The organism is Micromonospora sp. PTRAS2, assembly GCF_054052245.1.
This window is the reverse complement of the sequence record NZ_JBSWBU010000017.1, coordinates 80,774-92,931: the sequence shown is the minus strand read 5'-3', so window position 1 is coordinate 92,931 and position 12,158 is coordinate 80,774. Positions and strand designations below refer to the sequence as shown.

Sequence of the window (12,158 nt, the reverse complement as noted above, 5' to 3'; positions counted from 1 at the left end):
GGTGCTGGTCGGGCTGGCGCTGGCGAGCGGGCTGATGGGGGTGGCGGTGCTGGCCGGGGTTCGGAACAACTCGCCTGGATGCCGCACCGCTGCCAGTCGCGCGTCGACCGGGGTCGGGGCGGGGCGCAGGGGCGGGCCGCAGCACGCGCAGCCCGGCCGGCCGTACGAAGATCGACCGGCGGGCGACGGCGTCACCCTTGCCGTCGAGTTGGTAGACGTCGAGCCACACCCACCCGTCGTAGGTGATCCAGTCGAGCACCCGGACGACCCGGCACCTGATCGGCTCGACGAACTGCACGCTGGCCGCCCGGGTCACCTGCACCAGGTCGCCCGCCTTCGGCAGCGGCGCATCCCGCACCGGCGCAACCCGCACCGGCGCGCCCGTGGCCGCCACGCCAGACCGCCCCACCGGACGGCCGCCGGTCACGGCCCCTCCCCCGGCCCGCGCCGCCGCCCCGCCCCGGGCCGCCGCCAGCCGCCCTGCCCCGCCCCGAGCCGATCGACCTCCCCCGGCCCAGGCCGACTGGCCTCCCCCGACCCGGGCCGGGCGTCGTCCTCCCCCGGCCAGTGCGCGCGGCGGATCGGGATGCGGTGCCGGGCCCGGCAGGGCAGCTCCGCGCCGCAACGGCACACCCTGCTCCAGCGCTTCCAGCTCCAGACCGGCCGGTGCCGGCGGGCGAGCGTCAGGGCGACGGCGACCACGTACTCCTCGTACGTCACGCGCATCGGGCGTCCTTCCCGAGGGATGGCGCCGCCGAAGAACAGCGCCGCCGAAGAATTGCGCCGCCCCGCCCGCGCGTGACTCGCAACGAGCGGGACAGCGGGCCGGCAGGGGGGCAACAGGATATTGCCGACACCATTTCTGGCACCCCGCACCACCCTGCCGACATTCAACAGAATGCAACCCGCCCACCACCTTGCGCAACACAACCCGCCCCCTCTAGCCTCAATTCGAATCACCCCCCGAGGAATGGAGGAAAGAAATGCGCGGGAATGGGCGGGGAATGTTGCACGAGGGGCATGGTGATGTTGCATGACGGATGAAACAAGCGGGTCGACGGTCCCCCGGCGGCAGCTCGGCAGGCTGCTCACGCAGCTTCGCGAGGACGCCTCGGTCTCGCTGGACGCCGCCGCCGAGGGGCTGGACTGCTCGCGGCAGAAGGTGTGGCGCATCGAGAGGGGCCTGGTGCCGGTGCGGGTGGTGGACGCCCGCGCCATGTGCGAGATCTACCGCGCGCCGGAGGACATGAAGGCGATCGTCACCGGCCTGGCGAAGGAGACCCGCGCCAAGGGCTGGTGGCACTCGTACGGCGAAATCGTCCCGCCCTGGTTCTCCCTCTACGTCGGGCTGGAATCGACCGCCGCCCTCATGCGCCATTACGACGCCGAACTGATCCCGGGGCTGTTCCAGACCCGCGAATACGCCGCCGAACTCTTCCGCCGCAAGAATCCCACGATGACCGAGGCCGAGCGGGAGAAGCTCGTCGAGGTGCGGATGCACCGCCAGCACGTGCTGACCCGGCGGCTGCCCAGCGCGCCCACGCTGAAGGCGGTGCTGAGCGAGGCCGTGCTGCGCCGCACCATCCCCGACCGGCGGGCGATGGCCGGGCAACTGCGCCACCTGCTCGACATGGCCGCGCTGCCCAACGTGAGCCTGCGCATCCTCCCGCTGGCCGCCGGCCCGCCGCTGGCCAGCGAGACGGGCACCTTCGTGATGCTGGACTTCCCGCAGGCGTTCGGTCGGGCCGCGACCGAGCCGACGACCGTCTACCTGGAGAACATCACCGGCGCGCTCTATCTCGACCGGCCGGCCGAGGTCGCCGCCTACGAGCACGTCTGGTCCGACCTGGAAACGCTCGCCTCCGATGAGGCAGAATCAGAGAAAATGATCAACATGATCATCGAGGAGCGCGCATGACTGACCTTGCCGGTGCCGTCTGGCGCAAAAGCACCCGCAGCGGCGGGAGCGGCGGCAACTGCGTCGAGGTGGCCGCCAACCTGCCGGGCGTCGTGGGCGTACGCGACAGCAAGGACCCGGCCGGGCCGGCGCTCCTGTTCGCCCCGACGGCCTGGACCACCTTCCTGGGCCGGGTGCGGCACACGCCGCGCTGACCGCGACCGGGGCCGCCCACCGTGCCGGCGGGCGGCCCCGAAGCCACGCGGGGTAGGGACCGAACGAATCAGCCCCGGCCGCCGACCAGGGTGGTCAGCGAGCGCGGCGGCAGCTCGACCGTCGGGTGCGCGCCGCGCCCCGAGACGAGCCCGTCGACCTGCTCCAGCCTGTGCGTCGAGTCCGTGAGGTAGGCGGTCGGCCGCCGCAGGTCGACGGTGGTCCGCACCGCCTCGGTCGAGGTGTTGATGACCTGCACCACCTCGGTGCCGTCGGCGTTGCGGTAGGCCGACACCGCCAGGCCCGCCGGCGCGCCGTCGACACCGATCCGCACCGCCCCGGGTCGAATGAACCTGCTGTACGCGGCGAAGGCGTACAGCCGGGAGGACACCCGGTAGCTGTCCGTGGCGTTGTCGACCTGCACGAGGGCCGCCGTCGCGCCCCGGGAGGACCCGAGCCAGTAGACGAAGGCGCTGGCGTCGGCCTTCGCGAGGGTGTCGTGGATGCGCTGGGCCACGGCGATGCCGTCGGTGCCCTTGCCGCTGTCCCACGCCTCGTTCCAGCCGTCGGCGGTGCTCGACGGGGCCCACTCCGTCATCCAGGTCGGAGCCGTGGTCGGCAGCGGGCGGTCCGAGGGGCTGGCGTAGCCGTGCCCGGTGAACAGGTCCAGGTGGCGGCGGGCCTCCGGGTCCGCCTCGATCGCCTGCGCGTACGCGTCCGACTGCTGCCAGCCGAACGAGTCGCAGCACACCAACCCCACCCCGGCCTGCTCGGCGACGGGGCCGAGGACCTTCACGAACTCGGCGGCCTGCGCCGGGGTGAAGCGCATCGAGGCGTACGGGGCCGTCCAGTCGGGTTCGTTGGTGAACCCGATCTCGTCAATCCGGATGCCCTCCTGCCGGTAGAACTTGGCGTACTGCACGAGGTAGCGCGCGTACGCCTCCCGCCAGTCGCCGCCGGCGCAGGTGACGCCCGACAGGCCGCAGAGGCTGCCGCCGTTGGCGTCGGTGCCGTTGTCCTTCATGTAACCCGGCGCGCTCCACGCGTCGGCGTAGAACCGGTTGATCCCGCGCTTACGCGCCTCCTTGGCGTACCAGACCTGACCGCCGTCCCAGCCGTCCCACCGGTAGTTCGGGGTGGCCGCCGGGCCGCCCGGGTCGGTCGGCTGGATGGACAGCATGTTGTCGTACACGTCGGTGGTCGACGAGCCGATGCCGAGCCGCAGGATCGTCGGCGCGGCGCCCTTGCGCCGGTCGAGGAGCAGGTCGAGCACCTCCGCGCGCTTCGCCTCGGACAGGTCGTGGACCAGCGTGGCGCGTTGGAACGCGATCGAGTAGCCGAAGCCGTCGATGCTCTGGTGGATCTCGGCCCGGTCGAGGTCGAGGCTCAATTGTGGACCCGGCGGGGTGCCGGCGTGGGCGGGTGTGCCGGCCAGGACGGTGATGGCTGCGACGGCGGTGGCGACAGCGCTGGCGACATTGCGGGATCGAAACACGAAGTTCTCCTTGACGTCGCGCGGGAGACACTCCGGGCATACTACAGACATTGACGCTCATCGTCGGGCAACGATTCTTCCGAGACGGGAGCAGGAAATGCCAACGACCACGCACAGGAAGATCGGCCGGCTCGCGCGGGCCACGGCCGCCCTCGCCACCGCCATGGCCGTCCTCGCCACCGCCACGGCCACGCCGGCCCAAGCCGCCACGCCGACTCAGACCGCCATACCGACTCAGACCGCAGCGTCAGCGCGGGCCGCAGCGCAGGCACGGGGCACCACGCCGGCCCGCGTCCACGTGGCGACGATCATGGTTGCCGCCTCGTCCACCCAACCCTTCCGCATCACCTACGGCGCGTCGATCACCGAAGGCACCGTCACCTTCTACAACCGCAGCCTGGACATCAGCGGCTACGTGAAGGCGGTCAGCGCCTCACGGACGGTGGAGTTCATCGGCTACAACGGCGACCTCAGCTGCTATTTCGACGAGACGCGCACCGCCTCCGCCGGCACCACCCGCACGTTCGGGTTCGGCGAGACGTGCGACGTGGCCGGCGGATTCGCCGCAGTAGACGTCTACTTCCCGGTCTGACCACCCACCCCGCACCTCACCCGCACGGATCTTGGACACTTGACGTACGCCACGAACAACGCCACGAACAACAGATGCCCAAGGTCCAAGAAATGCCGGCGGTGGCCGGTCAACGGAGGTGTTCGCAGGGCACTTCCGCCCCCCGATGCCAGACGCTGTCCCGCACCGCGACGGGGTAGGTGACCTCCCTGGTCCGCCGGTCGGCGGTCTCGACCGACAATCGCACCGGCAGCGGCTCGCTCCCGAAGGCGGTCGCACATTCGAGGCGGAGCTTGACGTCGATCCACCCGACGCCGCCCGGCCGCACCAGCCGCGACTGGCCGGTGTCGCGGAGCACCACGCCCGGCCCCCGCCCGGTCACCGCACGAAGCGTGATCGGCGCGGGGCCGGCGTTGACCACTGCCAGGAGCGCGTCCATCTGCAGGACGCCCGCGACGTCCGAACCGCCGCCACCGCCCGAGGCGGGGAACGCCACGAGTGAGACCGACGCGTTGCGCTGCCGCTCGTCCCGCGCGTCCCGCAGCTCGTCGACTCCGACACCGCCCAGCACCATGCCGGCCAGGAGGGCGGCGACGAGCTGCGCCTTCCTCCGCCGCCCGCTCGGGTGGCCGTCGGGAACGACGCTGGCCGCCTCCGCCGGCTCGCGGCCGCCCTCGTCCAGATCGATCACGTCCCGCCGCCCCGACACGCCACGAGCCTAGACCCGGTCCGTCAGTCGCCGCCGCCCTCGCCGGGCCGCCCTTCGCGGTCACCAGCCGGGTCGCCCCGCCCGAGGCGGTCGACTACCCCCGCACCGCCCGCGCCAGCCACATCGCGGCCCAGAGCGATCGAACAGTCGGCGATCAGGCGCGTGATCCCCGGGTACCAGGACGCCGATTTCGCGTAGTGCGTCTGCAGCGCCGGGCTGGAGGAAAAGGTGTCCACCATGTACGCCTTCCAGCCCCCGCCGTTCTCCGCATCGAAGCTCTTGCGCTTGTACCAGATCCACTCGAACGAGTCGAGCACCAGCTCGGCCACCGCCTGAACCCTGGGGAGCTGCGGATCGTCAGCAGCCAGAGGCTTTCCCCCATAGAAGTAGGGCCGGATTTCGGGATGCTCGATGAAGGTCTTGTCCAGTTCTCTGAGGAGACCAATGACGCCATGGTAGGTGGCCACGTGATGGGACTGCCGGGACAGCCGATAGCTGTACACCGCTGACAGCAGCGAGGCCACTATCGCCACAGTCGCCAGGACGTCAGAAGCATTCAACAGGGGCTCCGGAGTGTCCGTTCCAGACAGGAGGCGCCCACCGGGATCACGCGGGCGGTGGGGCCTGTCCGTCCACAGTGCTACGTTCTGTCAAGGAACGACTCCGTTGTGGAACCGCGCCCGCTCTCGGCAGGTGACGGGGCCAGCCGGCGGGATCCGGGCCATCCCGCCAGCAGCCGCCCTACTCGGCGGTCCTCGTCGGGCCGCCGCCGCTGCCCCGGTCGTCGAGCACGAGAGGGGCGCGACCGCGCACCGCGTACCGGATGTGGGTGACCTCCGGCGTGGTGACGACCCGGGTCGGCGTCAGCTCGATGGCCTCCTTCTCCCCCAGGCCGAGGCCGGCGTCGGGGCCCAAGCCGGGGCCAGCGTCGGGGCCCAAGCCCGGGCCGGCGTCGAACAGCCGCAGCCCGCCGCCGAGCACGACCGGCACGATGTGCAGTTCCAGCTCGTCGAGCAGGCCGGCCCTGAGCACCTGCCGGACGAGGCTGCCGCCGCCGGCCACGGCGACGTCCCGGCCGCCGGCCGCCGCGCGGGCCTGCGCGACGGCGCTGGCCACGCCGTCGGTGACGTACGTGAAGCTGGTGCCGCCGCCGCGCACCAGGGTCTCGCGGGGGCGGTGGGTGACGACGAAGACGGGCGCGCGGAACGGCGGCTCGTCGCCCCACGGGATCTCGCCGCCGTCGGCCATCCGCCGCCCCATCACGTACGCGCCGGCCGCGCCGAAGGACTCGGCGACGATGTCGGAGTTGGCGTCCTGCTCGCCGCCGGCGAAGCCCTGGCGTTCGCGCCACGACATCGCGTTGGTCACCCAGCGGGTGACCCGGAAGAAGGCGGCGCTCTCGGCCGAGTCCATCCAGTCGCCGTCGCCGGTGTGCCGGGGGCCGGCGTAGCAGCCGTCCAGGGACACGGACAGCTGGGCGGTCACCTTCGTCATCTCGCGGTGTTCCTCTCCGTCGGGCGGGCACCGGTTCCGGCACCCCTGCGGACACCGGTTCGGGCGTCCCTGCGGACACCGCTTCCGGCATCCCTCAGGCAACGGTCGGAGCCGGCCGGGGAACACCGACAGAAGGGCAGCGTGACGACCGTCACACCACCAGGGGAAGCTCGCCGACGGTCTGGCCGCCGCTGCGCTCCCCCGTCGGGCGGAACCCGAGCCGCAGGTAGAACCCCTCCGGCCCGTCCTGCCCCGGCTCCCAGGTGGTGAAGATGCTCCGCTCGCCGCGCCGCCGCGCCTCCTCGGCCACGGCCCGCACGGCGAAACGCCCGTAGCCGCGCCCCTGCCGGTCGGCGGCGATGTTCAGCCGCCACAGCCCGGAACGCAGGTCGGTCGGGGTGTCCTCGCTCCACGGGATGCGGAAGAAGCCCATCAGGAAGCCGACGAGGTCGTCGCCGTCGTAGACGAGCCGGGGCCAGGCGATGCCCGGCCAGACGTACGCCTCGGCCAGCGACCGGGCGACCGGCTCGACCAGGTGTTCCTGGTCGGGGCGGATCCGCAGCTCGCAGGCGGCGTCGAGGTTGACCGGAGTGATCGTCTCCAGGCGTGGTGTGGGCATCGGGGCACCCTAGCCGGCCACCCCGCCGCCGCCCCACCGAATTGGGGTCAGGGCGTGCGGGGGCCGATGTCGTCCTTCGGCGTGGGCGCCACCAGCAGCCCGACCTGGTAGCCGATGAACCGGTAGACGACCTGGCTGGCCGCCCACATCAGGTGGCCCCGGTCGCTGCGGGCGATCGCCCGCCCGTCGGCGTGGCCGACGCTGACGAACAGCACCCAACTGCCCGACGTCGACACCACGTCGACCGTCTCGGAGTCGAGCCCGGCCTGCGCGGTGCCGGAGCGCAGCGGGCCCCGCCGCGCGCGGGCCACGGCCTCGGTCGGGAACAACACCGCCGCGAGGCGCACGACGGCGTCGCTGTCGTCGGTGGTCCAGCTTCCCCGCACGGTACGCACGCAGCCGTCCAGCCGCCCGTCGCCGGCCAGCACCCCGGCGCAGCCCCGCCGGTCGTCGGTCGAGGTGCGGGTGAGCGTGTCCCCCGCGGCGGTGAACGTGCGCTCGGGGAACGCCAGCTCGGCGGTGACCGGGACGGGCTCGACCCGGGCCAGGGCCACGCCCAGCATGGCCAGGCACGCCCCGGCCGCGACGAGCGACGCCCAGACCGGCGGCAGGGCCACCTTCCTGTTCTCGGCGAGCACCGCGACGACGAGGAGGGTGAGCACGGCCAGGGCGACGCCCGCCCCGGCCCAGGTGACGCCGGTGGCCGTCGCGTACCGGGCCGGGCCGTCGACGAGGTCGTCGAGGTCGTTGCGCCCGCCGGGCACGAAGAGGAAGCCGCCCACCACCAGGGGCGCGGCCAGCAGGATCAGCACCGGGCGGGCCCACCCGGGCAGGCGGGACCAGAGCGCGACGGCGGCCACCACGTACAGGAACGGCACGGTGATCAGCAGCCAGCCCGCCGCGGCCATGCCGGGGCCGGTGCAGCCGGTGGCCGCGCAGGCGTACCCCTGGATCCGGTCCCGGCCCACGTAGCCGAGCGCGGCCTGCGCCACGACGAAGGTGACCAGGCCGAACGCGAGCAGCGCGCCGAGCGAAAGCCCGGCGCGGGCGGGCCGGGCGGGCGCCTCGGCACCTTCCTGGGCCTGCGGGGCGGCGTCCGGTCGCGGGGCGGCGTGCCGCCGTTCCGCGTCCGCGCGGGCCTGCGCCACCAGGTCGACGGACCGGCCCCGGCCGCCCTTGAGGTTCCACATGATCGCGAGGCTAGAACAGCCGCGCATCCCACGACCGGCCCCGCCGGGCGGCCCCGGTCAGGCGGCGGGGGTGCGCCGGCCGCCCCGGTCGAGCGCGAGGGCCTCCTCCGGCGTCGGCGCGGTGCCGCCGAGGTGGGCCGGCTGCCACCAGCTGTCGTCCGGCCCGGCCGGGGTGTCCGGGTACGCCCGCTGGGCCCGGTCGACGAGGGCGGTCAGCCGGGTCTTCAGCTCGGCGCTCAGCGCGTTCGCGTCGGCGTGGTCGGCCGGGTCGATCGGCTCGCCGACCAGGATGGTGATCGGGGTGTGCCGGCGGGTCAGCGTCCTCGGGCGGCCCTTCGTCCAGAGCCGCTGGGTGCCCCACAGCGCGACCGGCAGCAGCGGCACGGCGGCCTCCTGCGCCATCCGGGCCGCCCCGTTCTTGAGGTCCTTCACGGTGAACGAGCGGCTGATGGTGGCCTCGGGGAAGACGCCCACCACCTCGCCGCGGCGCAGCGCGTCCACGGCCGTGCTGTAGGAGCCGGCGCCGGCCCGCCGGTTCACCGGGATGTGCTTCATGCCACGCATCAGCGGGCCGGAGACCTTGTGCGCGAACACCTCGTGCTTGGCCATGAACCGCACCAGCCGGCCGGACGCGTGCGCGCCGTAGCCGCAGAAGATGAAGTCCAGGTAGCTCACGTGGTTGCTAGCCAGCACCGCGCCGCCGGTGCGCGGCACGTGGTGGCTGCCCTCCACGGTCAGGCGCAGGTCGAGGACCCGGAACATCGTCTTGGCGGCGGCGATCACGGGCGGATACACGAGTTCCGGCATCCGGCGACTTTACCCTGCTGGGGGTGGGGGCACGCCAGGGCCGGACGTACCCTCCCACGGCGTGCCGCCGCCCCCCGGGGCGACCCGTCAGTCGGCCAGGTTGTGCAGGTCCAGCCGGCCCCGGGCGAACGCGTCGACCTTGCCCCACCGGCCCGGGATGTCCAGCACCTCGATCCGGCCCATGCCGATGGGCAGGCGCGGCTCCACCGACAGGTGCCCCTCGTGCGGTTCGATGCCGAGCATGGTGCGCAGCAGCAGCATCGGCGCGCCCGTCGACCAGGCCTGCGGGCTGCACGCGGTCGGATACTCCACCGGGAACTTGGTCAGCTCCCGCTGGTAGCCGCCGAACGCCTCCGGCAGCCGCCCGTCGAAGTAGCGGGCCGCGTCGAGGATCCCGTTGGCGATGACGGCGGCCTCCTCGGCGAAGCCGTACCGGCGCAGCCCCCACGCGATGAACGAGTTGTCGAACGGCCAGATCGTGCCGTTGTGGTAGCCGATGGGGTTGTAGCGGACCTCCCCCTCGGCGAGCGTCCGCACCCCCCAGCCGGAGAACAGCCTCGGCCCGACCAGGTGCTCGGCGATCCGTTCGGCCCGCTCGTGGTCGACGATGCCGCTCCACAGCAGGTGGCCGATGTTGGAGCTGAGCACGTCGGCCCGGCGGCCGTCGGGGTCGAGGGCGAGCGCGTAGAACTGGCCGTCGTCGACCCACCAGTCCCGGTTGAACCGCTCCTTGAGCTGCGCGGCCTCCCGCTCCAGCCGGTCGGCGTACGCGGGGTCGCCCCAGAACTCGCGCGCCATCCGGGCGGCCCGCATCTTCGCGTCGTACGCGTACCCCTGCACCTCGCAGGTGGCGCGGGGGAACGGCAGCAGGGTGCCGTCGCGGTACGAGATCGAGTCCCAGGAGTCCTTCCAGCACTGGTTCTCCAGGCCGGTGTCGGTGTTGCGCCGCTCGTACCAGATGTAGCCGTTGCCGACCAGGTCGGCGTAGTCGTCGATCCATTTCAGCGCGGCCCGGCACTCCTGCTCCAGCTCCCGCACCAGCGACTCGTCGCCGCTCCACCGCTCGTACTCGTCGAGCAGCACCACGAACAGCGGCGTCGCGTCGACCGAGCCGTAGTACGGCGAGTGGGGCTGCTCCTCGAACGCGGCCGTCTCGCCGTACCGCATCTCGTGCAGGATGCGCCCGGGGTCCTCGTCGCGGAAGTCGTCGAACCGGGTGCCCTGCAACGAGGCGAGGATGCGCAGCGTCGTCTTGGACAGCCCCGGGGCGAACGGCAGCACCTGGAGGCAGGTCAGGATGCTGTCCCGGCCGAACATCGTCATGAACCAGGGCAGACCGGCGGCGGGCAGGGTGCTGCCGCCGAGCGACAGGGGCGAGAAGCGCAGCGCGGCGAGGTCGACGAGGCTCCGCTGGTACGTGCGGGCCAGGTGCTCGCACTCGCTGTTGACCTTCGGCGCGGCGGCGATCCACTCCTGGAGGTCCTGCTGCAGGGCCAGCCGCTCGTTGCCGTGCGCCCGCACGCCCATCCGCAGGTCCCGCCCGCCCGGCCCGAGGGCGAAGGTCTGCACGTCGATGTCGGTGCTCCACTGCTCGTTCGGTTCGAGGTGGACGCTGAACGAGAAGCCGTTACGGTCGTACGCGGCCGTCCGCGAGCAGGAGATGACCGTCTCCCGCCGGAAGTTGCCCCGGCGGTAGCCCAGGCGCAGCCGGTCGGCCTCGGCCTCGGCGTACAGCTCGCCCTTCTTGTTGACGATCTCGTCCTTGACCTGGAACAGGTCGGCGAAGTCGGAGCCGGCGTCCATCCGGACCTGGAGGTCGACGGGCTTCTCGTCGTGGTTGAGGATGGTGACCTGCTCCCGGAAGCTGCCGCCGACCATCCGCTCGCGGATGATCGACAGCTTCGCGTCGATGTAGTGGGTGGCCATCCCCGGCACCAGGAAGAACCGCGCCTCGTAGTACTGGAGGTCGTCGTAGGACAGGGCGTTGAGCCGCTCGCCGTTGACGGTCAGCACCCAGCGGGACAGGAACCGGGTGTCGAGGGAGAACATCCCGGTGGGCTCGCTCGGCGTCGCTTCGATGTCGCCGGTGTCCTCGGAGACGACGAAGGTGCTGCCGTCGAGGATCCGGATCGTGTTGCCCTCAGTCATCAGCACGCCTCCCTCTGGAACAGCCGCTGCGGGCCCCTGCTGGTCGGCGGGCCGGGGAAGAGCCGCTCCACCTGCACCACCAGCCGGGCGTCGCCGCTGACCGTCATGTCCCCGCGCAGGATCGCGGCGATGCCGTCCTCCCGGCCGGCGGCGAGGTCCTCGAAGAGGACGGGGCTGGTGTTGACGACCGTGTCCGCCTCCCGGTCCTCCTGGCTGACGCTGATCCGGCCCCGGTCGATCGCGACCAGCCAGTGGGTGGTCTGCGGTCCCTCGTGCAGGTCGAAGCGGATGGTTCCGGTTGTCTTGACCAGCAGCGGTTCGTACCCCCGCCGGTCCAGGTCCTCGAAGAATCTGGTGGTCGCGTCCGGCATCGGGCCCCTCCCCTCCCGTCGACCCGCGGCGTTCGACGTCGGGAAAGGGTCCCCGTCCGGTACGGGGTCAACCTCACCCGGATCGGGTGAGGCGGAGCGGGCGCGCACACGACGCGACGCCGGCCCCCGGGTCGGGGGCCGGCGTGCCGCGGCGGACGGTCAGTTGTTGGGGTCGTCGGCGCTGATGTCCGCCAGCACCGACTGCGGCTCCCGCTCGACCGCGAGGTCGCCCATGGAGACCAGGCCGACCAGCCGGCCGTCGTCGATCACCGGCAGCCGGCGCACGGCGTACGTGCGCATCAGGTCGGCGGCGGCCACGGCGTCGTCGTACTGGCTCACCGTGATCACGTCCCGGCTGGTGATCTGGTTCAGCCGGGTCGTGTTGGGGTCCATCTCCTCGGCGACGCCCCGGACCGCGATGTCCCGGTCCGTGACGATGCCGACCACGTCGTCACCTGCGGTCACCACCACGTCGCCGATGGCGCTGTCGCGCATCTCCCGCGCGGCGGCGGTGAGCGTCTCGTGGCCGTCCATCGTCACCAACCGGGTCGTCATGAACTCTCCGACCGTTGTCATGGTGCTCCCCTCTCGGTGTCGGCACCGCCGTGTCTACCCGCCGCCCCGGCGGGGTAACGCAGCGTGCC

At 72.5% G+C, this 12,158-nt stretch carries 15 protein-coding genes; 3 read left to right on the top strand and 12 right to left on the bottom strand.

The window, feature by feature from the left end; all coding sequences use genetic code 11:
- Together ACVMYR_RS30495 and ACVMYR_RS30490 are read right to left on the bottom strand one after the other, a co-directional pair.
- Positions 1-343, bottom strand: a 343-nt coding sequence (locus tag ACVMYR_RS30495; protein ID WP_457123431.1) for a hypothetical protein, incomplete at its 3' end; no start/stop codon positions are given.
- Between the two features lie 80 nt (positions 344-423).
- A complete protein-coding gene (locus ACVMYR_RS30490; RefSeq protein WP_431896316.1) occupies positions 424-726 on the bottom strand; it encodes a hypothetical protein in 303 nt (100 codons plus the stop codon).
- Positions 727-1,033: 307 nt separating this feature from the next.
- Here ACVMYR_RS30490 and ACVMYR_RS30485 point away from each other — a divergent pair, with 307 nt between their 5' ends.
- Positions 1,034-1,918, top strand: coding sequence for a helix-turn-helix domain-containing protein (locus ACVMYR_RS30485; RefSeq protein ID WP_431896314.1), 885 nt, complete (start codon positions 1,034-1,036; stop codon positions 1,916-1,918).
- Positions 1,915-2,112, top strand: coding sequence for a DUF397 domain-containing protein (locus ACVMYR_RS30480; protein ID WP_431896312.1), 198 nt, complete (start codon positions 1,915-1,917; stop codon positions 2,110-2,112). Before ACVMYR_RS30485 ends, ACVMYR_RS30480 begins: the two co-directional genes overlap by 4 nt.
- 68 nt (positions 2,113-2,180) lie before the next feature.
- Here the strand turns inward: ACVMYR_RS30480 and ACVMYR_RS30475 are convergent, their stop codons facing one another.
- Positions 2,181-3,605 carry a glycoside hydrolase family 30 protein gene (locus tag ACVMYR_RS30475; protein ID WP_457123429.1) on the bottom strand — a complete coding sequence of 475 codons (1,425 nt, stop codon included), beginning with the start codon at positions 3,603-3,605 and terminating at the stop codon, positions 2,181-2,183.
- Between the two features lie 97 nt (positions 3,606-3,702).
- Here ACVMYR_RS30475 and ACVMYR_RS30470 point away from each other — a divergent pair, with 97 nt between their 5' ends.
- On the top strand, positions 3,703-4,197 hold the full coding sequence (locus ACVMYR_RS30470) for a hypothetical protein (protein WP_457123428.1): 495 nt from the start codon (positions 3,703-3,705) through the stop codon (positions 4,195-4,197).
- A gap of 109 nt (positions 4,198-4,306) precedes the next feature.
- Here ACVMYR_RS30470 and ACVMYR_RS30465 read toward each other — a convergent pair whose 3' ends face one another.
- From ACVMYR_RS30465 to ACVMYR_RS30425, 9 genes are all read right to left on the bottom strand, one after another.
- Positions 4,307-4,885, bottom strand: coding sequence for a hypothetical protein (locus ACVMYR_RS30465; protein WP_457123427.1), 579 nt, complete (start codon positions 4,883-4,885; stop codon positions 4,307-4,309).
- Between the two features lie 23 nt (positions 4,886-4,908).
- The gene (locus tag ACVMYR_RS30460) at positions 4,909-5,409 is read right to left on the bottom strand and encodes a hypothetical protein (RefSeq protein ID WP_431896306.1); all 501 of its coding nucleotides are present in this window, start codon (positions 5,407-5,409) and stop codon (positions 4,909-4,911) included.
- Between the two features lie 217 nt (positions 5,410-5,626).
- The gene (locus ACVMYR_RS30455) at positions 5,627-6,379 is read right to left on the bottom strand and encodes a dihydrofolate reductase family protein (RefSeq protein WP_457123426.1); all 753 of its coding nucleotides are present in this window, start codon (positions 6,377-6,379) and stop codon (positions 5,627-5,629) included.
- A gap of 151 nt (positions 6,380-6,530) precedes the next feature.
- On the bottom strand, positions 6,531-6,998 hold the full coding sequence (locus tag ACVMYR_RS30450; protein WP_457123425.1) for a GNAT family N-acetyltransferase: 468 nt from the start codon (positions 6,996-6,998) through the stop codon (positions 6,531-6,533).
- 47 nt (positions 6,999-7,045) lie between these two features.
- Positions 7,046-8,188: a hypothetical protein gene (locus ACVMYR_RS30445; protein WP_457123424.1), complete on the bottom strand. Its 1,143-nt coding sequence runs from the start codon at positions 8,186-8,188 to the stop codon at positions 7,046-7,048.
- A gap of 57 nt (positions 8,189-8,245) precedes the next feature.
- Entirely contained in the window at positions 8,246-8,995 is a 750-nt protein-coding gene (locus ACVMYR_RS30440) for a lysophospholipid acyltransferase family protein (protein ID WP_353900807.1), read from the bottom strand.
- An 87-nt stretch (positions 8,996-9,082) separates the two neighbouring features.
- Positions 9,083-11,143, bottom strand: coding sequence for an amylo-alpha-1,6-glucosidase (locus ACVMYR_RS30435; RefSeq protein ID WP_431896301.1), 2,061 nt, complete (start codon positions 11,141-11,143; stop codon positions 9,083-9,085).
- Positions 11,143-11,514 carry an SCP2 sterol-binding domain-containing protein gene (locus ACVMYR_RS30430; protein WP_043966195.1) on the bottom strand — a complete coding sequence of 124 codons (372 nt, stop codon included), beginning with the start codon at positions 11,512-11,514 and terminating at the stop codon, positions 11,143-11,145. Before ACVMYR_RS30430 ends, ACVMYR_RS30435 begins: the two co-directional genes overlap by 1 nt.
- 159 nt (positions 11,515-11,673) lie before the next feature.
- The gene (locus ACVMYR_RS30425) at positions 11,674-12,090 is read right to left on the bottom strand and encodes a CBS domain-containing protein (protein WP_043966193.1); all 417 of its coding nucleotides are present in this window, start codon (positions 12,088-12,090) and stop codon (positions 11,674-11,676) included.
- Positions 12,091-12,158 lie beyond the last annotated feature (68 nt).